The organism is Natrinema gelatinilyticum (assembly GCF_024266705.1).
Classification (GTDB): Archaea; Halobacteriota; Halobacteria; order Halobacteriales; family Natrialbaceae; genus Natrinema; species Natrinema gelatinilyticum.
In genome coordinates this window covers 2,441,609-2,464,681 of sequence record NZ_CP100756.1, presented here as the reverse complement: position 1 = coordinate 2,464,681, position 23,073 = coordinate 2,441,609, and the positions used below count along the sequence as shown (strand labels likewise).

Below are 23,073 nucleotides of genomic sequence, written 5' to 3'. Positions count from 1 at the left end.
AATACAGTATTATATTATGTGTCTGAATGTGCGTTTTATGCCATCTGCTCGGTACCGTATTCCGATCAGCCGCAATCTCTTCGTCGTCCTTGCCGTGCTCTGTCTGTTCGCCACCCCGTTCTGGCCAGCCCAACTGCCGCTTGGCGAACCGACATACGAATACGAACGGACCGAAGTGACGACTGACGAAACGAGTATCACGTACACGAGCGGGGCCCGGATGTACGGACGACCGATTAGCGACGAGATCGCGTGTTCGGGCCCCGAGGAGATGCGTGCCTGTGCATTCGAACGATCGTTGCTCGAGAACGAGACCGTCACGACAAATAGTACCTCGATCAATCCGAACCGAACGCCTCCGTACTTCGAAAAACGGTACCGATACGTACAGATCAACGAGACGGTATACGAGCCGACGTACACCGACAACACGTCAACAGCGGAAAGCGCTGTGACGGGTCGTGTCGATCTGGCTCTTTCGAAGGTGGCACCCGACCGGGCGCTCAAGACCGTAAGCATCGACATCACGTCGGACGATCTGTCACCAACAGTCGCCGAGGCTGCACGGAGCGGCGGGGCCGTCTCACGCCAAAAGGTTGACGTCCCCAAAACGCCGATTCAACGGGAGGACGGGACGTACTACCGCGTGTACCTTGACTCTCATAGGCGTCCGTCGTCGTCGCTGCCACAGGTTCTAGACCTCGGAGTGACGTATCTCGTGCCGCTCCTTGGCTTCTGGCTGGTCAGTCGTCGCATGGATCGCCTCGTGGTAACAGTTGTCTATGACGACGATCGGAGCTAGCGAACCGACGCAACTCAGTCAACCCGACGTAACTCGAGAGCGGTGAACCACCTCGGGGTCAAGCCCCGAGGCACTCGGCCTGCTCCGCCTGTAGAGCCGGTTACGAAAAGGCAGACCCGACCACGACAACTGTCGGGTCTCCGTTTCGGTCGACGCGACGGACCTCCCTCACTGGCCCCGTTCGAAAACAGCTATTCCCGCAACGCGTCCTCGCGTTCGGTCGCCTCGAGCGTCTCGGTCTCGAGGTCGGTCGCGACGACGGCGGGCTTGTACGCGCCGCCGTCGAAGAGGTCGTGGTCGCCGACCGAGGATTCCACGAACCGGGTGAACGCGCGCCGGTTGGCGGGCAGTTCGCCGTAGAGAATTTCGTCCTCCACGAGATCGTAGACCGGAATTCGGGGCGTCAGGAGGGTGTTCTCGCCGACGACGCTGTTCTCGCCGACGACGAAGCCGCTGGTAACTCGGCAGCCGGCGCCGAGCGAGACGTTGTCCTCGACGATGACCGGCGCGTTCTCGACCGGTTCGAGGACGCCCCCGATGAGGAGGTTCGCGCCGAGTTTGACGTTGTCACCAATCTGGGCACAGGAGCCGACCGTGTCACACGAGTCGACGAGGGTGCCGTCGCCGACGCGGGCGCCGATGTTAACGAATGCGGGGCTCATCAGGATGCAGTCCGACCCGACGTTCGCGCCGCGACGGACGACGGTGCCGTCCGGCGTGTTGCGGCTGCCGCGGTCGCCGTACCCGCTCGAGTCCGCGAGCGGGAGGACGTCGTTGTACGTGACGCCGCCGTACTCACGGGGCTCAGTCGCGCGGAGGCCGAAGTTGAGCAGGATGCCCCGTTTGACCCACTCGTTTGCCTCCCACGCGTCACCGTGCTTCTCGGCGGCCCGGATCTCGCCGATCTCGAGGGCGTCGAGGAAGGCCTCCAGGGTCGCGTACTCGTCTTCGCCGGCGGTCTCGGCACCGATGTCGTCGTTCTGTTTCCGCTCCCACAGCTCGCCGATTTCGGTCTCGAGTGCGCTCATTCTGCGATCACGTCCGCAAAGTCGTAGCTGCCCGCCTTCTGTCCAGCGATCCAGACCGCTGCGTCGACTGCGCCCGCCGCGAAGACGCCGCGGTCCTCGGCGCGGTGGATGAGTCGAACCTCCTCGTGGTTGCCCGCGAGAACGACTTCGTGTTCACCCGTGATGTCACCGGCACGCAGCGCGTGGACGCCGATTTCGCCGGTCTCGCGCGGGGCCTCACCTTCGCGACCATGCGTGCGTTCGGTGAAGTCCCCGTTGGACTCGATCTCGGAGAGCAGGCGGTTTGCGGTTCCGCTCGGGGCGTCGCGCTTTCCGTTGTGGTGGGTCTCAACGAGTTCGACGTCGTAGCCCGGCAGGTTTCGCACCGCCTCGCCGACGGCGTTCAGCAGCGCCTGTACGCCGCGGGCGAAGTTCGGCGCGTGGAGGACGGCTGCGTCCTCGGCCGCGGCCTCGAGCGCCGCTCGGCCGTCGTCGTCGAAGCCGGTGGTCCCGGTGACGAACGCGACGCCCGCATCGGCGCAGGCCTCGGCATAGTCGACGGCGGACTCCGGCCCGGTGAAATCGATTACGACGGATGGCTCGCGGTCGACCACCAGCGAGTCGAACTCGGTCGCGGATTCGACCTCGACGCCGTCGACAGTCTCCTCGTCCGGCTGGCGGTTGACGGCGAAGACAACCTCGCAGTCCCCGCGATCCGTCGCGGCTGCGATCACTTCTCGACCCATCTGGCCCGTCGCACCGGTGACGCCGAGCCGTACCGTCATCGATCCCCCTCCGCAGCGTCGACGACCGAGGTCGTATCGCGCTCGAGGTCGGCGAGAACGGCCTCGAGCCCCTCGCGGTACTCGTCGGCAAGGCGTGTCAGCGGCGAGCGCATCCGAGCGGGACCGTAGCCGCGGATCTCCATAGCCTCTTTGACCGGAATCGGATTGGTCTCCACGAAGAGTTCGCGGAACAGCGGGCCGAGCTCGTGGTGGAGTCTCCGGGCGCGCTCGTAGTCGCCGTCCAGCGCTGCGCCGACCATCGCGCAGGTCAGCTCGGGTTCGACGTTGGCGGCGACGCTGATCGTTCCGGTCCCGCCGACAGAGAGTATCGGCAGGGTGAGCGCGTCGTCACCGGAGAGAACCGCGAAGTCCTCGTCCGTCGTTCGCTCGGTGATCTCGCCGATCTGTCCCAGGTCGCCGCTCGCGGCCTTGTATCCCGCGATGTTCTCGTGGCTCGCGAGCTCGACGGCCGTGTCCGGCTCGATGTTTCGGCCCGTCCGCGACGGGACGTTGTAGACGATTTGTGGGAGGTCGACCGCATCCGCGATCGTTCGGTAGTGTTCGACCAGGCCGCGCTGTTCCGGCTTGTTGTAATACGGCGAGATGAGCAAGAGGCCGTCAGCGCCGGCCTCGGCAGCGCGTTCGGATAACTCGAGCGCCTCGCGGGTGTTGTTCGAACCGGTCCCAGCGATGACTGGCACGTCGTCGACGGCCTCGATGACCGCCTCGACGACGCGAACGTGTTCGTCGTGTGTCAAGGTCGCAGACTCGCCGGTGGAGCCGACCGGTACGAGCCCGTCGACGCCTGCGGCCTCGAGTCGCTGTGCGTCGGTCTGAAGCGTTTCGAAGTCGATCCGTTCGTCCTCGTCGAAGGGCGTGCACATCGCCGGAAAGACGCCCGATAGGTCGATTGCTGTCATAGTGTGTGGTGTCGTTGAGTCGTGTATTGGCTCCCAATCGGTAGGGTGTATCGGTTCCGATCGGTGAGGTGGTCGTGATCGGTGGAACGCAGCAGTGAGCGATCGAATCGCGCCCGGGACGGGATGCCACTCCCGCCTCGAGCACTCTCACGAGCGTTTGCGTTTCAGAAAGCGAGGGCTAGCGACGCTCACGACGGCACCGACGGTCGAGTGAGCGACGCGACGCATATACCATACACGAAGCTGACTTGACTTATTCGTTGTGACTTCGACCGAGCATCAGCGGTGTGCCCCCTCGCGGGTACTCCGGTTCGCACGCACGCCGTCGGGCCTCGTCTGAGGCGTGGTGTGCGTGCCTGATCACGATCGATCGACCGACGAAATTTTTTACGCTCATCCCTGACACCCTAGTACGTGACGGAAATTCACCCCGGTCAGCGCGTCGCGGTCCTCGTCGACGCTCAGAACCTCTACCACACCGCACAGAGCCTCCACAGCCGTAACATCGACTACTCCGCCCTGCTCGAGAAGGCAGTCCAGGACCGCCAACTCACCCGTGCGATCGCGTACGTCATTCGCGCGGAAGCGCCCGAAGAGGAGAGTTTCTTCGAAGCGCTCGTCGACATCGGCTTCGAGCCGAAGATCAAGGACATCAAGCGGTTTGCGGACGGGACGAAAAAGGCGGATTGGGACGTGGGGATGAGCCTGGACGCGGTGACGCTCGCGAACCACGTCGACACGATGGTCCTCTGTACGGGCGACGGCGACTTTTCCCGGCTCTGTTCGCATCTGCGCCACGAAGGCGTCCGCGTCGAGGTGATGGCGTTCGAGTCCTCGACGGCCGAAGAACTGATCGCCGAAGCCGATTCGTTCCTCGATCTCGGCGATCGTCACGAGACGTTCCTGCTCTGAGCACCCCGAATCACGCCACCATGCTCGACCGGGATCGGACGCTATCGGGTTCGGAATCGGCGGACGGTGGGGAGGACCGGAAACCGACCGGAATGGATCCGTCGACTAATTTGGCTGTCTGTTCTGCGAGAGTCCGATCACGAGCGCATACCCCGTGACGAGTAGCGTCGCACCCGTCAAGAGGTAGACGAACGGTCCCGTGACGAACGTGGCCGGACCGACGAACGTCAGGGTGCCGAGGACGAGCAAGGCGATCCCGAGACCGATTTGAGTAACGTCCATCGCTGACGGTAATTGTAGTTCGGATAATATAACAGTCACTATTTTTGTTGAATCATGGGGACATGCTATCGGATGCGTGTGACCGTTCCGATTTCCGCCGGAACGGTGTCTCACTGGGTCGAATTCGAAAGGGACGAACGGCCGGTACCGACGCAGGCAGGTCGAAGGGCTTTCGACCCACCGGGTCTAACTCCGGCCGATGAGCGACCCATCGGACGGAAGCCCCGGACTTCCCGAACTTCGGACCGTCGCCGACTATCAGTTCGGCGCGGGTGCGGGTGACGCACTCTTCCCGCCAGCGGACTCGCTGACGATCACGCGGACGACCTCTGGCCGTCCACAGCAGATTCACGCCGAGGCGGGCCGCATCGTCTCGTTCGGTACCGACGGCCGTTTCACCCTGGGTCTCGAGGGCGGGCGCCGTCTCCACGCCGGCCTCTCGACACCGGCCTATCGGGTCGTGGTCGACGACGAAAGCGAGCCGTTTGTCCGCGACGAGAAGAACGTGTTCGCGAAGTTCGTCCACGAGGCCGGCGCGGAAATCCGACCGGGTGACGAGGTGCTGGTGATCCACGAGCGCGGGGAATTGCTCGCGGTCGGGACGGCACAACTCGCCGCCGACGCGATACTCGACTTCGAGACAGGGATGGCGGTGAACGTCCGCGAGGGCGCGCCCGCAGAATCGTGAATTCGTGGTTCGCCGGTCGCAGAAGAGAGTTCGTTGATCGGAAACGATAGCACGACGACGATACCGAAGACCGGTGGGACGACGATCTCGAAGGCGCCTTGACCACCTGTAAATGTCGAGACGACGACTGCTCGAGCAGCGAGAAGACTACAGCTGACAGTCCCGCCCGATCTCCCGTTCGTATCGTCCTCTGATCGTCTCGAACAACGAGTCGCCGATCGCCGTCCGGATCCGAGGAGCTGCCGTCGCGAAGAACTCGTCGAGGTTGTCGAACCGCGAGAACGCGTCGCTCGTTTCGGCCTCGTCGTAGCGATCCTCTCGTTCGTACGCGAGCGCCTGAAGGCAGTTGTCGATCAGGTCCATATCCTTGACGAACTGTGCGGTTGGCGTCTGGCGGGCTTCGTACTCCTCCCAGAGCGACAGGGTATCACAGTTTCGGTTCCGGAACGGGTCGAGGAGGTCGATGATCGCGTCCCGCTCGAGCGCCGCTTTCTCCTCGGTGGACACGCGCTGTGACTCGTCGTCCGCTCGAGTGGCGAAATCACCCGTGCGCGCTTCCGCGAGGTCGTGGACGAGCGCCATCGAAATCGCCCGGTCGCGATCCACCGCGCCCTCGGCCCGATCCGCATAGAGGAGACACAACAATGCTGTTCCCCACGTGTGGGCCGCTACTGATTCGGGTTCCTCGATTCCGCGGAAGACCCATCCCGTCCGGCGCTCGTCTTTCAGTTCGAGCAACTCGAGCAGCGCATCGAGTTCGTTTACCATGAGGGCACGCTACGCGATCGCGTCGATTGAAAACGTCGATCCGTCGATCAGCGGGTCTGGTGGGCCGTCCCACCAGGTCCGTTCGGCCGCCGATTTCGCGTGACACTCACCGTCGTGTGAGCTGTAGTATCTGTTCGGCCGCACATCCGTCGCCCGAACGACAAAGTAAAAGGGTGCTGGTGGCGACGTGGCGAGTATGTTCGGAGGAGGTGGCGGACTCAATCCGCGCAAGATGGAACAGATGATGGAACAGATGGGAATCGACGTCGAGGACATCGACGCCGAAGAGGTCATCATCCGCACCGCAGAGTACGATCTCGTCTTCAACAACGCCGAGGTCACCAAGATGGACGCCCGCGGCCAGGAGACGTACCAGGTCATCGGCTCGCCCGAAGAAGTCGAGGCCGGTTTGGCCGGCGAAAGTGCCGGCGGCGACGCCGGACCGTCGATCCCGGACGGCGACGTCGAACTCGTCGCCATGCGAGCCGACGTCAGCGAGGACGAGGCCCGCGCAGCCCTGGAGGACAACGACGGCGACCTCGCCGCGGCGGTCGAATCCCTCGAGTGAGCGGGTCCGACGACGCGGACGACGACGTCACCGCGGACACCGACGGCGAGCGCGAACGCGTTCCGGTCCTGCTCGTTCGCGGCGACCGCGAGTACCTCGTCGAGCCGGGCGACGAAATGGGAACCGACCTCGGCGTCCTCGAGGTCCCCGAAGACGTTCAACCGGGCGACACCCTGGAGACCCATCTGGGCGACTCGTTTCGGGTCCGCCGATTGCGGGGTCCGGACCTCTTCCATCACTTCGAGCGGACGGGCGCGCCGATGGTCCCCCGCGACATTGGACTGGTGATCGCCGAGACGGGAATCGCACGCGGCGACCGCGTGCTCGACGCCGGGACCGGAACCGGCGTCCTCGCCGCGTCGATGGCCCGCGCCGGCGCATCGATCGTGACCTACGAGCGCGACCCCGAGTTCGCCGACGTCGCCCGGGAGAACATGGCCCTCGGCGGCGTCGCAGACGCCGTGGACGTCCGAACCGGCGACGTGACCGAGGACCTCGAGACCCTCGAGCCCGCATCGTTCGACGTCCTGACCCTCGATACCGGCGACGCGCCGGCAGTCGTCGAACGGGCCCCCGACCTACTCGTCGACGGCGGTTTCGTCGCGGTCTACAGTCCGTTCGTCGAGTCGACGCGCGAGGTCGCGGCGACGGCTCGCGATGCCGGCCTCTCGAACGTCACTACTCGAGAGACGATCCAGCGCGAGATGCAGTTCGACGAGCGTGGCTCGCGGCCCTCGACTGCACCCGTCGGTCACACCGGCTATCTGACGGTCGCACGCAACGAATAAAGCGGTCTGCTCTTTCCATTGTCGGCGATGCCGGGGTCGCACGGGGACGAAGCCGACGCGACGACTGACGTGTCTGTACCGTCGTGTGCTCCCAATACGACCGGGAACGCGGGAGCGAATTGCAGGGTTTCTCGAACCGTGACTTGGCGGTGGGTCGCAGCGAACAGTGTGATAGTGAATATTTATCACTAACACCGAACACAGCACCGGTATAACGACTGAACGGAGCGAGGAAGAGTATCTCGAACAACTCGTCGACGAGGACTCGCTGCGGACGTACCTCGAATCGGAACTCGGCGCTGTCGACGAGTTCGCGGTGACGTATCACCAGGCGGGACACTCGAACGAAACGCTGTTCGTCGATTGGGGCACGCGAGAGTTCGTCCTTCGCCGACCGCCGGCGGGAGCGACCGCCGAATCCGCACACGACGTACTTCGGGAGTACCGCGTGATGAACGCGCTCCAGAGTACTGCCGTTCCACTGCCCGAAACCGTTCTCAGCTGTGCCGATCACGATGTCATCGGCTCCGACTTCTACGTGATGGAGCGTCTTCACGGCGACGTGATCCGCGAGACGGAGCCGAAGCGATTCAGGAGTCCAGACTTCCGCCGTCGAATCGGAACGGAGCTCATCGATGTTGGCGCAGAGATACACACGCTCGATCCTGAAGCGGTGGGATTGAGGTCGCTCGGGCATCCAGACGGCTACACAGAGCGGCAAGTCGACCGGTGGACGTCGCAAATCGAGTGGGCGATGGAAGTGACGAGCGAACGACGGGAGGTACCGACGCTGTTCGAAGTGGCCGACTGGTTGGCAGATAACGTTCCCGAACCGCCCGCAAACACCCTTGTCCACGGTGATTTCAAACTCGACAATATGATGTTCGCGACGGGGACGCCGCCCGAAATCGTCGGCGTGTTCGACTGGGAGATGTGTACCCGGGGGAATCCCTTCATGGATCTCGGCTGGATGCTGGCGTACTGGCCCGACGAGAAAGACCCCGAACAGACGACGGAGCTAACGCCTGCGATCCTCGCGCACACTGACTATCCGACTCGGCAGCAACTGCTCGATCGGTACGAGGTTCGAACGGGGTGGTCGTTCGAGAACCACCGATTTTATTGGGCGTTCGGCGTGTTCAAGATAGCGTCTGCCTCAGAGATGTTCTTCCGACGATACTTGGAAGGCAACAGCAACGACCCGATCTATCCGAAGATGAAGAAACGAGTTCCCGCATACGCCGCCCGGGCCAAGCGAATCATAGACGGTGAAGAACCCCTCTGACGACTATCGACGGTCTCCGGTGTGTGGCGAAGCCGGAACGCGACTGTGCTGCTCCGGTGTTCGCTATGCTGATCGAGTCAGTTATCGTCTTCCCGCCACTTGTACTCGCACTCGGTACAGATGAAAAAGCGCGTCTCGGATTCGTCTGCCGAGCGAATCTGTTGCATGTACCAGTAGGCGCGGTCGTTCCCGCATTCGGGACAGATGGCGTCGGTCTCGGGCAGCGAGGTCTCCTCAGAAGACTCGATGATCTCGCTCGCCTCCTGATCTTCCGTGAGCGTGTACTCGGCGGCGTCGCCTCTCGGCTTCGTAAAGCCGCAACTGCCGCACTTCCAGGTGCCGTCGTCGGCTTTCATCATCGAACCGCATTCGTCGCAAAATTCCATCGTTACCCGGCCTACGGGGGTCGAGCGACTTAAGGAACCCGTTTGAAACGTCGATCGGTCAGTTGACGCGGCGGCTACCCCTCGCCCTCCGACTGGTACGGTTCACCGACGGCTTCTCGCGGGAGTACGTTGTGCAGTTCCGTCACGAGATCGTCGGTCGACTCGAACCGATCGCTCTCGCTTTGTTCGATCAGTGCGCTCAGATTTCGCTGGCCGTCGGCGAGCAGGAGGGTGACGTCCTCGAGGTCTGCGGCGGCCCGTTCGTTCGTGACGGGATACTCGAGGTCGTCGAGGACGTGGTTGATGTGGCTGAGTGTAATTTCTCTCACGAGACGAGAAACGCTGCCGGACTGCTTGAAGTTCTTCGACCCCGCTACGGATTGTCATCCCCGACAGTATTTCGATTCGAAACTGTAATCGGGCGGGAAACCGGACGTGAAAGTGATGCGAGGAGTCGTGGACCAGCTCGTAGCGCCGTTTGCCGTCGACCGGCGGGTACTCGCGCTGGCGGGGGCGCGGATGGCCGACGGGATCGGAAACTCGTTTCTGATCATCGTGATCCCGCTTTATGTGACGAGCGGGATCGTTAGCGGATCGGCGTTCGGACTCGGAGACTCGTTGATTATCGGCCTCATTCTCTCGCTTTTCGGGTTTCTCAACAGTAGTTTCCAGCCGTTTACCGGCCGACTGTCGGATCGACTCGGCCGACGGAAACCGTTTATTCTGATCGGGCTCGCCGGACTCGCGCTGACGAACGCCGCCTACGTCTTCGCAGAAACGTACGTCTCGCTGCTCGTCATCCGGGGACTGCAGGGCGTCAGCGTCGCGTTCATCATTCCGTCGTCGGTCGCGCTCGTGAACGAACTCGCCACGACCGGCGACCGCGGCGGAAACATGGGCGTCTACAACACGTTCCGGCTGATCGGATTCGGCGCCGGGCCCGCAGTCGCCGGTGCGGTGGTCAACCTCGGCCCCTACACGCTTCCCAGCGGGATACTGGTCAACGGATTCGACGCCGCGTTCTACATCGCCACGGTCGCTGCCACGACGAGTTACGCCGTCGTGACGGTACTCGTCTCCGATCCAGAGTCGACCGCCGCGAACGCCGGTGCAGACCTCTCGATTCCGATTCTCGACCGGTCCGGAACGAACCTGCTCGACCCGATTTTTACGCTCGGCGTCGCGTCGTTTTTCATGGCGACCTCGATCGCGCTCTTTGCGACCCTTCAACCGCAGGTCAACGCCCGACTCGAACAGGGTGCGACCTGGTTCGGCCTGCAGTTCGCCGCGTTCATTATCGCCCAGGTCGCCCTCCAGACGCCGATCGGGCGGGCCTGCGATCTGTACGGCCGTCGACCGTTCATCGTCGCCGGCATGGTGTTTCTCGTCCCGACGACCCTCGCACAGGGGTTCATCATGTCCTCGGTGCTAATGTTCCTCGCCCGGTTGTTCCAGGGCATTGCTGCCGCGATGGTGTTCGCACCATCGCTGGCGCTGGCGGGCGACCTCGCCGGCGAAGGCGAGTCCGGGTCGAAACTCTCGATCCTTACGATGGCATTCGGCTACGGAATCGCCGCTGGTCCGCTTTCCTCGGGCGCGCTGGTCAGGTTCGACTTCGAGACCCCCTTCGTTTTCGGCACCGCTCTCGCCGTCCTTGGGGCGATCCTGGTCTACACGCAGGTCGAAGAGACCCTCGAAACGACGGCCTCGATGCCGATCGTCGGAAGCGATTGAGGCCTGTCACCGCGACAGTATTTTGGGACGCGAACGAGTCGGGACCGATATGCGAGTCGTTTCCATCGACACCCGAAACGGCGGTACGGAGGGACGGACAGCGTCATGACGACGGAACGCGACGAGGAGATCCGACCGTTCGAGGTCGCAGTCGATCGGGAGGAGATCGACGACCTCCGGACGCGACTGGCGCGGACGCGCTGGCCGGATCAGCTCCCCGACGCTGGATGGGCGTACGGAACGGAGCGGGAGTATCTACGGGAACTCTGTGGGTACTGGCGCGAGGAGTTCGACTGGTCGGCATTCGAGGATCGGCTCAATCGATTCAACCAGTACGTCACGACGATCGACGGCCAGCGGGTCCACTTCTATCACGTCCGTTCGCCGGAGTCGGACGCGACACCGCTCCTCCTGAATCACGGCTGGCCGGGATCGGTCGTCGAGTTTCTCGACGTTCTCGGACCGCTCGCCGATCCGCAGGCCCACGGCGGCGATCCGTCGGCGGCGTTCCACGTCGTGGCCCCGTCACTCCCCGGATTTGGGTATTCGGGTCCCACTCGAGAACGGGGGTACGACGTTCCAGCGATGACGGACGTCGTCGCCGAACTAATGGAGCGACTCGGCTACGACCGGTACGTTGCACAGGGCGGCGACTGGGGCGCACTGGTCACCGCCCTACTCGGCGCGAACTACCCCGATCGCGTGGACGCGATCCACACGAACATGCTGTTTCTGAATCCCGCGTCGATCGAGGCTGAAGACCCGGTGGAGCTACTCGACGAACAGGGGCGGACCGACTACCGAGAAACTGCGGAATTCCGCGACGGGGAGACAGCCTACCACGACATTCAGGCGACCAAGCCCCAGAGCCTGGCGTACGGACTGACTGACTCGCCGGCCGGACTCGCGGCCTGGATCGTCGAAAAGTTCCGGACCTGGAGCGACTGCGACGGCGACCTCGAATCTCGATTCGAACGCGACCGCCTGCTCGACAACGTGAGCGTGTACTGGCTCACGAAGACGATCAACTCCTCGATGCGGGTGTACCACGAAACCGACGTCGGAGCGGCGACGCCGAACGCCGTCAACGTTCCGACAGGTCACGCCCGCTACCCGGCTGAGGTGTACAAGACGCCCCGCGACTGGGCGGAAGAAGTGTACGACATCGCTCACTGGAACGAACTGCCCGAAGGAGGTCACTTCGCGGCGATGGAGGTCCCCGAGCTATTCGTCGTCGATCTGCGCACCTTCGGTGCCGACGTCGGGTAGCGACGTTCCTTCGGTTGGCGGACGTCCGATCGGATAGGAGTGAACTGGTTGGAACGCAGCACTCGGGTTCGGACGCCCGCGATACCCGAGGTGGGACGCAACGCAAAAGTACTGTATCCGCATACAGTTCGACGATGACGCTCTCTGAGGAGGCAACGGAACGGTTGGCGGACGTGGTGGAGCTACAGCCGACGAAGAATGCCGAACTCCAGGACCGATGGGGGATGGAAAGCGGGAGCGAAGTCCACCAGTACCTCGAGAACGAACTCGGGGACTACTATTTCCGAGACGACAACAGTCTGATCCGAGCGACCGCCGACGCCGCGGAGCTCGTCGACGTGGAGCCAGGCGTCGAGAGCGACGAAGACGACGGAATACCCTCTCGGATCCGCGTTCCTGAACTACAGGCCCAGATCGTCGACGTGCTCGCCGGCCCCGACGAAGAATCGGAGAGCGTGGTCTCCGTGCTGCACAAGCTCCGGGACGCCTACGACGTCGATCCCGACGCCGAGGACGTTCGCTCCGGGCTCCAGAGTCTGCGCCGCAAGGGCGTCGTCGAAGTCGAGTACCGAACCGTCCCGACGTTCCGACTGGCCCTCGAGCGCGACGATCTCGAAGTCGGCGTCTCCAGTTGAATTCGCCGCTGGAATCGCACGGACGGACCGTCCAGAATCGGGGCCGGTCCGGGACCCGTGGCCCGCTGAGACGGGGGCCGGTCGGAACGGCGGACCGGTGGGCCCGCTGAGACTGCTACAATCCCGGCCGTCGCCGCCGGCGACGCTCCTCGAGGAGTTTCTGAGACCGTTTTCCCGGCCCGCCTTCGATCGGCCAGCTGCGGGTGCGCCACGCCGGTGGTTCGGGTTCGAAGTCGGCACAGCCACCGGAACACTCGGCGGCCGTTTGGGCGCGGTCGTTGGCGGCGCAATAGGGCACCGCCTGTCGCGAGTCAGATGCCCATAACTGGAAGTGCCGACAGTCGGGTCGCATCGTGTCGACGAACGAGCGCCAGCCGCGTTCGTACGCACGTTCGGCGATCGCGAGCCGGGTGTCGGCTTTCGTTTCGGGAGCGACGTATTCGAATCGAGCAGCGGAGCCGTCGTGCCGTCCTCCGTCGGGACGCTCGAGAATTCGTGTCCCCGGTTCGTCAGCTGCCAGCGTGCGGGGGTGCCAGGCGACCTCAGCCGCCAGCGCCTCGGGATCGAGCGCGAGGATGCCGACCTCGACCGGGAGTCCTTCGAAGAGAACCGGTTCGACACGCTCGCCGGTCGCGCGGGTCGCGACCCAGACTTCGTCAGCCAGTCCCATCGCGACGTCGTACTCGAGCTGGGAGGCGAGCGCTCGGGCCGCGCTCGCCTCGAGGTCGGGTTTGTTCTCGATCGCGACGATCCGCTCGAGCCAGTCGGGATACTCCCATTTCCGTCGGATTTCGATCCGGTTGCCGTTCCGCCTCGTCTCGACGATCCCGCGGTCGTCGGCGCGATGAATCGCCTCGCGGACGTACCGCCACGGGTAGCCGGGATGTGGCAGCGTCGCACGGTAGTACGTCCACTCGTCGGGGGCGTTCCGGACGACGTGAAGCAAATCGCTATCGAGCCGGTCGGGGCCGAAATTCGCCCGTCGACGGAGCCCGTCGGAATCGCACTCGAGGACGATGGTGTCCCAGCGGCGTCGTTTCGTTCCGAGCTGTCGAGCGACGATGATCGAGCGGTCGGCCGCGTCCGATTGCCACTCTCGTTCGACCCATCGACACGTCCGAAGTTCGAACGAGAATTCGGTCTCTGCCCGGAGAGTCACGTTACTACGGTGCGGCTGCAGAATAATATCCCCTGTGGTTGGCCGTATTCGAGCCACGCTGTGCAGTACTGGCGTAGATATATTTGCGGGGCCGTGGTACCGTCGGGGTCGTACGATGAGCGGCGACGGCTCCCGGCCGAGCGATACGATGGCCCAGCGCAGCGAGGCCCCGACGATGAAGCACCGGCTATTACTGGACACGAATCGGTGGGTGATCACGGCTGCGTTGATGGTCTTCGTCTTCGGAGGCCTGCTCGTCGTCGCTCGCATCAGCCCCGTCTCACTTCGGGCCCTCATCGGCACGAGCGACCCGGTCGAAACCGCCTTCCAGGCGCTCGTGACCGCGTTGATAACCGGCGTGACGCTGGTGGTCACGATCAACTCGCTCGTCCTTTCACAGGAACTCGGGGCCGTCGAGGACCAGCGCGAGCGGTTCGAAGGCGCCATGGACTTTCGAGACGACGTCGAGTCGGCGATCGACGCGCCAATCAGTCCACCCGAACCGGCATCGTTCCTACAAGCAGTCGTCGCCGCCTCCGAGGAGCGCGCAACCGAATTTCGCGACGCCGTTTCCGAGAGTTCCAGCGAGGAGTTCGGCGATCGCGTCGACGCCTTCACCGATAACATCACGTCCCACGCCGACTCGATCCGCGGGGAACTCGAGAACGCACAGTTCGGGACATACGACGTGCTCAAGGCGGCGCTCGACTACAACTATTCGTGGAAAATCTTTCGGCTGCGCCGAATCGAGAACGCCCATACGGACCAGTTCGACGACGAAATCCGTACCGCGTACGACGACTTGCTCGAGACGCTGGAGCTGTTCGGCCTCGCGCGTGAGCACTTCAAGACGCTCTACTTCCAGTGGGAACTGATCAACCTCTCGCGGGCGATGATGTACGTGGCCGTTCCCGCGCTGGTGATCACGCTGTCGATGATCATGTTCTTCGATGCCACTGCCGTGACCGGAACGCTCCTGCGAATCGATTATCTGGTGTGGATCGTCGCACTCGCGGCGACCATCGCCGTCACTCCTTTCCTCCTGCTGATCGCCTTTATTCTGCGGATCGCGACGGTCGCAAAGCGGACGCTGGCGATCGGCCCGTTCATCCTCAGGGAGTCGAGTCGCGGCGAGGAAATCGACTGGGAGTGAAATCTCGAGTGTGTGTGTGTGTGTGCTGCCGACTCGAGTATGCGTCTCTGGCGGTGCCCGATTCGGGATCGCGATAGGCGCGGACCCTTGCATTCGTCAGCCCCGCGTCTTTTCGTCCGCGGTTCGAATTGACGCACATGTCGACATCAGGCGAGCCCACGGATCAGCAGAAATGCCCGGTCTGTGAGACCGAGAACGACTTTTTTTACTCCTACTGTCGACAGTGCCTCGCGGAACTTCCTGCAAGTGCATCGGACAAGTCGTTCGTGTAATGCCGTGGGCATGTGCGGTCCCCACCTCGAACCGGCCCTTCGACAACCTGGATCGTCTCCGCTGATACCAGACGACACCCTCACTGCTCGGATCGAGCCATTGGTATAGCGGCGGCCGCTACCGACGGCCGTGATCGTCGCCATCTGCGGTCCACCGGGGGCGGGAAAGACCACTATCGCGACCCTGGTCCGGGATCGACTCGAGTCGAGCGGCAGCCCCGTCCGGTTGTTTCACTCGGACGACTTCTCGAGTCGTACCTACGATCAACTGGCCGAGCAGGTCGCCGACGCGCCGTCGACAGGGATTACGCTCGTCGACGGGACGTTCTACCGTCGAACGTGGCAAACGCGGTTTCGGGCGCTCGGCGATCTCCGGTTCGTCCTCGCGACCGCCGGCCTCAAGACCTGCCTCGATCGAAACCGTCACCGTGCGAATCCGATCGACGAGCAGGGAGTACACGTGGTCTATCGGGAGTTCGACGAACCCAATGCCGACCTCGTGGTCGATACCGACGAATGCAGTTCCGAGGACGCGGCCGACAGGGTTCTCGCTGCGCTCGAGATGTGGCTCGATTGACCGCGCAGCAGACATACTGAATCAGGCGTCGCGGACGAGTCGATTTCGACGGGACCACACCCCGTAGGATCCGACGATATTGCACGCAGCAGGCGCGAAGCGACGCTCGAACGACAGCGCGAACGGGTGTGTCAGTCCATCGCAATGTACGTCTGCGTGTCTTCGACGCCTTCGATGGCCTGGATTCGGGTAGCTGCGATCTCTTTGACCTCGGCTGGCGTTTCGACCTGCGCTTTCGCGATGAGGTCGACGTCGCCGGCGACGATATGAACCGACTGCACACCTGCGATTGAGTCGATGCTCTCTTTGAGTCGATCCGCCTCTCCAGTGTTTGCTTTGATCATAACGAATGCCGTGACCATCAGTTGACACCTCCAGTGTCGGTATCCGGCTCGAGTTTCGTCGCCGCCGACTCGTCGCCCGAATTCGTGGCCGCCCGACTGGCCGTTTTACCGACCAGCAGCTGGCGGATGTCGCTCAAGACGTCGAAGTCCGCGAGGACGACGAGCCGGTCGCCGACCTCGAGCGACAGGTCGGGATCCGGGATACCAAGCGGTCGGTCGTGCTTGCCGAACGCGAGGACGGTCGCGTCGGCCGGCAACTGCAGTTCGCTAATCGTATACCCGTTGACGGGGGCCGAATCGGTGATCGTGAGTTCGACGACCTGTAGGTGCGGTGCGATGTCGGCGATGGCGCGGATGGTTCCGCCGAGCAAGGCGTTTTTCGCGCCGATTGCGCCGAGGCGCTCGGGGTAGACCACCTCGTCGACCTGATCGGCGTACTTCCGGTAGATTCCCTCTCGATAGGCTTCGTCGATTCGCATGACCGTCCGACAGCCGTAATGGTTGGCGATCATACAGGCCGTGAAGTTGACGTTCAAATCGCCGGTCAACGCACCGACGGCGTCGGCCGTCGTGACGCCAGCCTCCTCGAGAACGACATCGCGGGAACCATCGCCGTCTACGACGGTGAACTCCTGCGTACGGGCGCGCTTGACCCGCCGGTCGTCGCGTTCGACCAGCGTCACCTCGTGGCCTTCGTCACGCAAGACACGCGCTGTACGCAAACCGACCCGTCCAGCCCCGATAATCACGAACCGCATGAACGGGGATACGCTCGCACGGGTGAATAAGTTTGCCCCCATGTACCATGCTAATTGTTCGGAAGGCGGCGCTCGAGCGACGAGAAGGACGAAAAACGCCGAGCGGCCGGCAGGCAGGATTTCAATCGGTCGTACAGACCGATCGGGAGGGAGCGCTCTCTATCCCATCGCGATGTACGTTTTCGTGTCGGTGACACCGCTGAGGCCCTGAATGCTCGAGGAGACAGTCTGTAACACGTCGTAGACTTCGGGCGCGTCGATTTCCGCGATAATGTCGTAGTTACCCGCGACGATGTGGGCAGCGGTGACCGACTCGAGGTCGCCGATCTCCGCGAGGAGGCCCTCGGATTTCCCGGCGGCTGTCTTCACCATGATGAACGCGTGGACCATCGGCGGTGTGGTACACCCTGGCACGACTAAAGCCTTTGCCCGAGACCGACGCCTCACGTTCTCAACGACGCAGACGACGGCCCGAAAACGCGCCTATCGCGACTCTGAGACGGTCGCCGCAAGTGTCTCGGTCACCGCCTCGAGAACGGCGTCCGGCGACTGGGTCGCATCGACGCGGGCGAACCGGTCGGGATCTCGCTCGATCAACCGCTCGTAGTTGTCGCGAACCGATGCGAGGTAGTCGGCCCGCTCGAACTTGTTCGTCGTACCCGCTCGCGCCGCGGCCGTTTCGGGATCGAGCTCGAGGTAGATCGTCAGCGTCGGTTCGATCGAGAACGGCCGATGGACGTCCACGACGTACTCGAGCGGATCCGCGAGACCGTGGGCATCGGCCGCTTCGAGGGTCGCACCCTGATAGGCGAACCGGGAGTCGGAGTAGCGATCGGAGACCACGAGATCGCCGCGCTCGAGTGCGGGTTCGATCACTCGTGAGAGGTGATCGGCGTGATCGGCGGTGTAGAGAAAGAGTTCGGCGAGCGGATCCGCGTCGTCGTCCTCGATCGAGCGATAGACGGCGTCGCCGTACCACGAATCCGTCGGTTCGCGCGTAAACGTGGCGTCCGGATAGCGCTCGTGCAGGGCCTTCCAAACCGTCGTCTTGCCGCTACCATCTAACCCCTCGAGCGTGACGAGCATGGTCACACCTCGTCGTGACTACTACTACAATCTGTCGAGAGGAGCCATACAGTGCAGTCGCCCATCTATATATCGCCGTGTCTGCATATCCATTGTATGAAGATCCTCGTCGCCGGCGGCACCGGCTTCATTGGCACGAATCTGTGTGCAGAACTGGCCGAGCGCGGCCACGAGGTAACGGCGCTGTCACGATCCCCGGCCGACGACCTCCCAGAGGGCGTCGATTCGGCTATGGGCGACGTCAGCGCGTACGACTCGATCGTTGAGACGGTCGCGGACCACGATGCGGTCGTCAACCTCGTGTCCCTTTCACCGCTCTATCAGCCCCCACGCGGGAAGACGCACGAAGAGGTCCACCTCGGTGGGACGGAAAACCTCGTTCGCGCCGCCGAAGCCGGCGACGTCGACCGGTTCCTCCAAATGAGCGGGCTCGGGGCCGATCCGAACGCCACCACCGCCTTCCTTCGCGCCAAGGGGAAGGCGGAAGCGGTCGTCAGGGACTCGTCTCTCGAGTGGACGATCGTTCGCCCCTCGGTCGTCTTCGGCGAGGGCGCCGAGTTCACTGACTTCACGAAAACGGTGACCACGCCGTACGTGACGGGACTGCCTGGAGGTGGGAAGACACGATTTCAGCCGATCTGGGTCGGCGACCTCGTCCCGCTGCTGGCCGACGCCCTAGAAGACGGCGCCCACGTCGGTGAGACCTACGAAGTCGCCGGTCCGCAGGTCCTCACCCTCGCGGACGTGACGGAACTCGTCTACCAAGCCGAGGGCAAAGACGTCATGATCGTCCCCGTTCCGATGGCCATTTCCAAACTCGGATTCGCCGCGGCAGGACCTGTTCCGTTCGTTCCGTTCGGTCCCGACCAGGCTCGGTCGCTCGAAATCGACAATACCGTCTCGGACAACGACGTGAGCGCGTTCGACCACGACCCGGCCGACTTGCGGACCCTCGGCGAACAACTCGGTCTCGAACCCTCGAGCGCGGGTGAGAGGCCGATGAAAACGACCTGACGACGGCCACGACAGTGCGGTCACGACCGGCCATACTTGGCGCGCCCGAATAATATAAAATATAATTCGATAATTTGTACATTTGCTAATGTACATCATAATATCCGCCAGAAACCCCACTAACTGATCAGTCAAACTCGTTATTGATTTATTCAGGAAATTCACGTCAGCACAAGATTTATATCCTTCATCGAACTGTTATAAATCCAACGGGGCCCCTATCAAACAATGAAGCTGGCGATGATCGGATTCGGACAGGCCGGTGGTAAGATCGTCGATCGATTCCTCGAGTACGACGATCGGACGAACAGCGGAATCGTCCGCGCGGCGATTGCCGTCAACTCCGCGAAGGCGGATCTCCTCGGCCTCGATAATATTCCACAGGAGAATCGTGTCCTCATCGGCCAGGCCCGCGTGAAGGGTCACGGTGTCGGTGCTGATAACGAACTCGGCGCGGAAATCGCCGAAGAGGACATCGACGAGGCCCAAAACGCCATCGACTCGATTCCGACCCACGAGGTCGACGCCTTTCTGATCGTCGCCGGCATGGGCGGCGGAACCGGTTCGGGCGGCGCGCCCATCCTCGCAAAGCACCTAAAGCGGATCTATACGATCCCCATCTACGGGCTCGGCGTCCTCCCTGCCACGGACGAAGGGGGGATATACACGCTCAACGCGGCTCGTTCGTTCCCGACGTTCGTCCGCGAGGTCGACAACCTGCTCGTCTTCGATAACGATTCCTGGCGACAGACTGGCGAATCCGTCGAGGGCGGCTACGATCAGATCAATGAAGAGATCGTTCGTCGCTTCGGCATTCTCTTCGGTGCCGGCGAGGTCAGCGACGGCCAGGAAGTCGCGGAGAGCGTCGTCGACTCCTCGGAGATCATCAACACGCTCTCCGGCGGCGGTGTCTCCACCGTCGGCTTCGCCTCAGAAGAGGTCGAACTCAACACGGGTGGGCTCCTCTCGCGGTTCACCGGCGATACCAGCGGGGACGACAACCTGGACGCCGCGAACACGACCAACCGCATTACGAGCCTCGTCCGTAAGGCCGCGCTCGGCCGACTGACGCTTCCGTGTGAGATCGAAGGCGCCGAACGCGCCCTGCTCGTCCTCTCCGGTCCCTCGGACTACCTGAACCGGAAAGGTATCGAACGCGGACGGAAGTGGCTCGAGGAGGAAACCGGGAGCATGGAGGTCCGCGGCGGTGACTTCCCGCGCGGCGAACCGGAGGTCGCCGCGGCGGTTTTGCTCTCGGGCGTGACGAACGTTCCCCGAATCAAGCGCCTCCAGCAGGTCGCTATCGAGGCACAGGACAACATCGACGACATTCAACGGGAAAGTGAGGAGAACCTCGAGGAACTGGTCGAAGACGACGAGGACGAACTCGAACCGCTCTTCTAGGTTACGTTTCGGTCTCTTTTCGACGTCTCGAACGGTCGCGTTCACGTTGGGGGCCGCGGGAGCACAGAACGATTCGGTCGGCGCCGGTAGGAACGAAGGGCCACCCGCCGCGACGGGATCGGCGATCGCACTCGGTTCGACGTGTTTTTGAGCGCACCCGGAGTACCACAAGCAGATTCAGATGCGCGTCGTGGTCCCCTTCGCCGCTGAGACGCCGAAAACTCGACTCGCGGCCGTCCTCACCGAACCGGAGCGATCGACGTTCGCTCGCGAGATGCTCGCGGACGTCCTGCGCGCCGTCGTCGAGGCGGACCACGAGCCGACGGTCGTCTCGACCGCACCGCTCGTCGCTGCCGATCTCGCACTTCCGGACGAGGTGGCGGAGGCGACGTCCGTCGAAGTCGACGACCGCCCGCTCACGCCGGCGGTCAACGCGCGGCTCCCGGCAAGCGAGGACGATGAACCCGTCGCCGTCGTCATGGCCGATCTCGCGCTGGCGACGCCGGACGCGCTCGCGATTCTCTTCGCGACTGACGCCGACGTCGCGATCGCACCGGGACGGGGCGGGGGAACGAACGGGCTCGTCGTCCGCCACCCGGAGTTCCGGGTCGACTACCACGGTGCGTCCTACCTGGACCACCGCGAGATCGCTCGGGCGGCGGACGCGAGCCTCGAGACGGTCGACTCCTTCCGGCTCGCAACCGACGTCGACGAGCCGTCGGACCTCGTCGAAGTGCTCGTCCACGGGACCGGGCGAACGGCCGATCAGCTCCGAGCGTTCGGGTTCGAACTCGAGAGGGCGACGGGACGGCTCCAGGCGACTCGAGCGAGGAGCGATCCGACCGAGTGACGGCGGTTCCGGTGTCGACGTGACGTAAAGACTTCTCCACCTTGCTCCGTCGGGTGGGCCGATGACACGCAGTTCGCACGACGCGATCGTGATCGGCGTCGGTGGCATGGGGAGTGCCGCGGTCTATCACCCTGCGAGGCGGGGCGTCGACGTCCTCGGCCTCGAGCGCCACGACGGGCGGGATCGCTGTGGCAGGATCTGGAGGCCGGGTCGGACGCCGACCTCCTCACGGAGACTGGCTCGACCCACGCCGGACCCGCAGACGGCGATACCGACAACCCAATCGACGTCCACCGGCTGGCCGGACGCGTGTGACCAATTCGCGGCGTCCACTCGTCCGTCGCACGCAAGCAGCGACCGACAAGCCTGGGTCCGCGTCCGCCGCTCGAGGAAGTGAAGTCTTATGTGCCGAGCGCCGACACTTCGACGTAATGTTCCCCGGGGCGAGCGAGTACGGCGTCGATATCACGGTCGATGATCGGGCCGTCGAGAACCTCCTCCAAGCGAGCCCGAACGACGTCGACGCACCGCCAGCGTTGACGTTCGCACGAAACGTGTTCGTTCCCCTCACGACGGCCTGTCGGTACACCTGTACCTACTGCACGTACTTCGACCCGCCCGGCCAGGCCTCGTTGCTCTCGCTCGAGGAGGTCCGCGAGATCTGTCGGCGCGGCGCGGACGCGGGCTGTACGGAAGCGCTGTTCACGTTCGGCGACGACCCCGACGATCGCTACACCGAAATTCACGCACAACTCGAGGCGTGGGGTCACGATTCGATCCACGCCTACCTCCGCGAGGCCTGTGAAGTCGCGCTCGAGGAAGGACTGCTCCCACATGCCAATCCGGGAGACCAGACACGTGAGCAGATGGAGCTCGTCGCGGACGTCAACGCCAGCATGGGCGTGATGCTCGAGACGACCGCAGAAGTCAGCGCACACGCCGGCCCGCGGCGCAAGGTACCTGGACAGCGGCTCCGAACGCTCGCGAACGCAGGCGAACTCGATGTCGCCTTCACGACCGGGATCCTCGTGGGGATCGGCGAGAGCTGGCGGGATCGCGCAAAGAGCCTGCTGGCCATCCGCCAACTGCACGAGCGCTACGACCACATCCAGGAAGTGATCGTCCAGCCGGTCGTGAACAACGAACGCTGGTCCGACGGCTCGCCCGACCTCGCCACGATGCGCCGCGTGACGGCGATGGCTCGCGCTGCATTGCCCGAGGAGATTTCGGTGCAAGTCCCACCCAACCTCGCCCCTGCAAAGGACCTGATCGACTGCGGCGTCGACGATCTCGGCGGCGTCTCACCGGTCACCGACGACCACATCAATCCGGAATACGAATGGCCCGCGCTACGAGAACTCGAGGACATTGCCGATTACGCCGGCGTTCCGCTGGGCGAACGGCTGCCGGTCTACGAACGGTTCCTGCCGCAGGACGTGCGAACGGACGAATTCGACGGCCTCGTCGCCGACGGCGCGGATGACGACGGATCGGACGGGAAACGCGACTGGATCTCGCCGACGATTCGGGATGCGCTCGAGGCGGCCGACCCCGCAGGCGAGCGCTATCGATCGGTGCTCCGAGGCGAAACGACGACCGCGACGCGGTAACGGCCGTCCGATAGCAA

General features: G+C 63.5%; 28 protein-coding genes and 1 pseudogene. 17 read left to right on the top strand and 12 right to left on the bottom strand.

The window, feature by feature from the left end:
- Positions 1–37: 37 nt before the first annotated feature.
- Complete coding sequence (locus NJU76_RS12120) at positions 38–802, top strand: hypothetical protein (RefSeq protein ID WP_254528858.1); 765 nt, start codon at positions 38–40, stop codon at positions 800–802.
- 191 nt (positions 803–993) lie between these two features.
- On the opposite strand, the gene NJU76_RS12115 is transcribed toward NJU76_RS12120, so the two are convergent.
- From NJU76_RS12115 to dapA, 3 genes are read right to left on the bottom strand one after another with little or no spacing between them, the layout of a single operon-like run.
- Complete coding sequence (locus tag NJU76_RS12115; protein WP_254528856.1) at positions 994–1,830, bottom strand: 2,3,4,5-tetrahydropyridine-2,6-dicarboxylate N-succinyltransferase; 837 nt, start codon at positions 1,828–1,830, stop codon at positions 994–996.
- On the bottom strand, positions 1,827–2,594 hold the full coding sequence (dapB, locus tag NJU76_RS12110) for a 4-hydroxy-tetrahydrodipicolinate reductase (protein WP_254528854.1): 768 nt from the start codon (positions 2,592–2,594) through the stop codon (positions 1,827–1,829). The genes NJU76_RS12115 and dapB overlap by 4 nt, the downstream gene beginning before the upstream one ends.
- Positions 2,591–3,514, bottom strand: coding sequence for a 4-hydroxy-tetrahydrodipicolinate synthase (gene dapA, locus NJU76_RS12105; protein ID WP_254528845.1), 924 nt, complete (start codon positions 3,512–3,514; stop codon positions 2,591–2,593). The genes dapB and dapA overlap by 4 nt, the downstream gene beginning before the upstream one ends.
- 414 nt (positions 3,515–3,928) lie before the next feature.
- Between dapA and NJU76_RS12100 the strand changes: the two genes are divergently transcribed.
- A complete protein-coding gene (locus NJU76_RS12100) occupies positions 3,929–4,426 on the top strand; it encodes a LabA-like NYN domain-containing protein (protein ID WP_254522761.1) in 498 nt (165 codons plus the stop codon).
- Positions 4,427–4,531: 105 nt separating this feature from the next.
- Here NJU76_RS12100 and NJU76_RS12095 read toward each other — a convergent pair whose 3' ends face one another.
- Complete coding sequence (locus tag NJU76_RS12095; RefSeq protein WP_254528843.1) at positions 4,532–4,708, bottom strand: hypothetical protein; 177 nt, start codon at positions 4,706–4,708, stop codon at positions 4,532–4,534.
- 199 nt (positions 4,709–4,907) lie between these two features.
- Here NJU76_RS12095 and NJU76_RS12090 point away from each other — a divergent pair, with 199 nt between their 5' ends.
- Complete coding sequence (locus tag NJU76_RS12090; protein WP_254528841.1) at positions 4,908–5,396, top strand: PUA domain-containing protein; 489 nt, start codon at positions 4,908–4,910, stop codon at positions 5,394–5,396.
- Positions 5,397–5,543: 147 nt separating this feature from the next.
- Here the strand turns inward: NJU76_RS12090 and NJU76_RS12085 are convergent, their stop codons facing one another.
- Complete coding sequence (locus tag NJU76_RS12085) at positions 5,544–6,164, bottom strand: HD domain-containing protein (protein WP_254528839.1); 621 nt, start codon at positions 6,162–6,164, stop codon at positions 5,544–5,546.
- A gap of 196 nt (positions 6,165–6,360) precedes the next feature.
- On the opposite strand from NJU76_RS12085, the gene NJU76_RS12080 reads away from it, so the two are divergent.
- The 3 genes from NJU76_RS12080 to NJU76_RS12070 all read left to right on the top strand — a co-directional run bounded on the left by NJU76_RS12080 (position 6,361) and on the right by NJU76_RS12070 (position 8,805).
- Positions 6,361–6,732, top strand: coding sequence for a nascent polypeptide-associated complex protein (locus NJU76_RS12080; protein ID WP_254528837.1), 372 nt, complete (start codon positions 6,361–6,363; stop codon positions 6,730–6,732).
- Positions 6,729–7,520 carry a methyltransferase domain-containing protein gene (locus tag NJU76_RS12075; protein ID WP_425604273.1) on the top strand — a complete coding sequence of 264 codons (792 nt, stop codon included), beginning with the start codon at positions 6,729–6,731 and terminating at the stop codon, positions 7,518–7,520. The genes NJU76_RS12080 and NJU76_RS12075 overlap by 4 nt, the downstream gene beginning before the upstream one ends.
- A 211-nt stretch (positions 7,521–7,731) precedes the next feature.
- Positions 7,732–8,805, top strand: a complete 1,074-nt coding sequence (locus NJU76_RS12070; RefSeq protein ID WP_254532459.1) for a phosphotransferase family protein — start codon at positions 7,732–7,734, stop codon at positions 8,803–8,805.
- Between the two features lie 77 nt (positions 8,806–8,882).
- On the opposite strand, the gene NJU76_RS12065 is transcribed toward NJU76_RS12070, so the two are convergent.
- The gene (locus NJU76_RS12065) at positions 8,883–9,191 is read right to left on the bottom strand and encodes a transcription factor S (RefSeq protein ID WP_254528835.1); all 309 of its coding nucleotides are present in this window, start codon (positions 9,189–9,191) and stop codon (positions 8,883–8,885) included.
- Between the two features lie 74 nt (positions 9,192–9,265).
- Positions 9,266–9,520 carry a DUF5789 family protein gene (locus tag NJU76_RS12060; RefSeq protein WP_254528833.1) on the bottom strand — a complete coding sequence of 85 codons (255 nt, stop codon included), beginning with the start codon at positions 9,518–9,520 and terminating at the stop codon, positions 9,266–9,268.
- Between the two features lie 115 nt (positions 9,521–9,635).
- Here NJU76_RS12060 and NJU76_RS12055 point away from each other — a divergent pair, with 115 nt between their 5' ends.
- The 3 genes from NJU76_RS12055 to NJU76_RS12045 all read left to right on the top strand — a co-directional run bounded on the left by NJU76_RS12055 (position 9,636) and on the right by NJU76_RS12045 (position 12,829).
- Positions 9,636–10,925, top strand: a complete 1,290-nt coding sequence (locus NJU76_RS12055) for an MFS transporter (protein WP_254528831.1) — start codon at positions 9,636–9,638, stop codon at positions 10,923–10,925.
- Positions 10,926–11,030: 105 nt separating this feature from the next.
- Positions 11,031–12,194: an epoxide hydrolase family protein gene (locus tag NJU76_RS12050; protein ID WP_254528829.1), complete on the top strand. Its 1,164-nt coding sequence runs from the start codon at positions 11,031–11,033 to the stop codon at positions 12,192–12,194.
- Positions 12,195–12,328: 134 nt separating this feature from the next.
- Complete coding sequence (locus tag NJU76_RS12045; RefSeq protein WP_254528827.1) at positions 12,329–12,829, top strand: DUF5797 family protein; 501 nt, start codon at positions 12,329–12,331, stop codon at positions 12,827–12,829.
- 115 nt (positions 12,830–12,944) lie between these two features.
- On the opposite strand, the gene NJU76_RS12040 is transcribed toward NJU76_RS12045, so the two are convergent.
- Positions 12,945–13,988, bottom strand: coding sequence for a DUF5787 family protein (locus NJU76_RS12040; protein ID WP_254528825.1), 1,044 nt, complete (start codon positions 13,986–13,988; stop codon positions 12,945–12,947).
- Positions 13,989–14,103: 115 nt separating this feature from the next.
- On the opposite strand from NJU76_RS12040, the gene NJU76_RS12035 reads away from it, so the two are divergent.
- From NJU76_RS12035 to NJU76_RS12030, 3 genes are all read left to right on the top strand, one after another.
- The gene (locus tag NJU76_RS12035) at positions 14,104–15,141 is read left to right on the top strand and encodes a DUF7972 family membrane protein (RefSeq protein ID WP_254528823.1); all 1,038 of its coding nucleotides are present in this window, start codon (positions 14,104–14,106) and stop codon (positions 15,139–15,141) included.
- A gap of 137 nt (positions 15,142–15,278) precedes the next feature.
- Positions 15,279–15,413 (top strand): DUF7577 domain-containing protein, encoded by a 135-nt coding sequence (locus tag NJU76_RS27040; protein ID WP_425604272.1) that lies wholly within the window; start codon positions 15,279–15,281, stop codon positions 15,411–15,413.
- A gap of 130 nt (positions 15,414–15,543) precedes the next feature.
- Entirely contained in the window at positions 15,544–15,990 is a 447-nt protein-coding gene (locus NJU76_RS12030; protein WP_254528821.1) for an AAA family ATPase, read from the top strand.
- A 131-nt stretch (positions 15,991–16,121) separates the two neighbouring features.
- Here NJU76_RS12030 and NJU76_RS12025 read toward each other — a convergent pair whose 3' ends face one another.
- The 4 genes from NJU76_RS12025 to tmk all read right to left on the bottom strand — a co-directional run bounded on the left by NJU76_RS12025 (position 16,122) and on the right by tmk (position 18,178).
- The gene (locus NJU76_RS12025; protein WP_254528819.1) at positions 16,122–16,352 is read right to left on the bottom strand and encodes an Lrp/AsnC family transcriptional regulator; all 231 of its coding nucleotides are present in this window, start codon (positions 16,350–16,352) and stop codon (positions 16,122–16,124) included.
- Positions 16,352–17,092, bottom strand: a complete 741-nt coding sequence (locus tag NJU76_RS12020) for a potassium channel family protein (protein ID WP_254528817.1) — start codon at positions 17,090–17,092, stop codon at positions 16,352–16,354. The genes NJU76_RS12025 and NJU76_RS12020 overlap by 1 nt, the downstream gene beginning before the upstream one ends.
- Before the next feature lie 159 nt (positions 17,093–17,251).
- Positions 17,252–17,482 (bottom strand): Lrp/AsnC family transcriptional regulator, encoded by a 231-nt coding sequence (locus NJU76_RS12015; protein WP_254525475.1) that lies wholly within the window; start codon positions 17,480–17,482, stop codon positions 17,252–17,254.
- Positions 17,483–17,575: 93 nt separating this feature from the next.
- Positions 17,576–18,178 carry a dTMP kinase gene (gene tmk, locus NJU76_RS12010; protein ID WP_254528815.1) on the bottom strand — a complete coding sequence of 201 codons (603 nt, stop codon included), beginning with the start codon at positions 18,176–18,178 and terminating at the stop codon, positions 17,576–17,578.
- Positions 18,179–18,274: 96 nt separating this feature from the next.
- Here tmk and NJU76_RS12005 point away from each other — a divergent pair, with 96 nt between their 5' ends.
- The 5 genes and pseudogenes from NJU76_RS12005 (at position 18,275) to cofG (ending at position 23,056) form a co-directional block, all read left to right on the top strand.
- Positions 18,275–19,192 carry a complex I NDUFA9 subunit family protein gene (locus tag NJU76_RS12005; RefSeq protein ID WP_254528813.1) on the top strand — a complete coding sequence of 306 codons (918 nt, stop codon included), beginning with the start codon at positions 18,275–18,277 and terminating at the stop codon, positions 19,190–19,192.
- Between the two features lie 228 nt (positions 19,193–19,420).
- Positions 19,421–20,596 carry a tubulin/FtsZ family protein gene (locus NJU76_RS12000; RefSeq protein ID WP_254528811.1) on the top strand — a complete coding sequence of 392 codons (1,176 nt, stop codon included), beginning with the start codon at positions 19,421–19,423 and terminating at the stop codon, positions 20,594–20,596.
- Positions 20,597–20,777: 181 nt separating this feature from the next.
- Positions 20,778–21,446: a 2-phospho-L-lactate guanylyltransferase gene (cofC, locus tag NJU76_RS11995; protein ID WP_254528809.1), complete on the top strand. Its 669-nt coding sequence runs from the start codon at positions 20,778–20,780 to the stop codon at positions 21,444–21,446.
- 61 nt (positions 21,447–21,507) lie between these two features.
- A pseudogene (locus NJU76_RS26910) lies at positions 21,508–21,621 on the top strand (N-methyl-L-tryptophan oxidase); the annotation flags it as partial.
- Positions 21,622–21,877: 256 nt separating this feature from the next.
- Positions 21,878–23,056: a 7,8-didemethyl-8-hydroxy-5-deazariboflavin synthase subunit CofG gene (cofG, locus tag NJU76_RS11985; RefSeq protein ID WP_254528807.1), complete on the top strand. Its 1,179-nt coding sequence runs from the start codon at positions 21,878–21,880 to the stop codon at positions 23,054–23,056.
- Positions 23,057–23,073 lie beyond the last annotated feature (17 nt).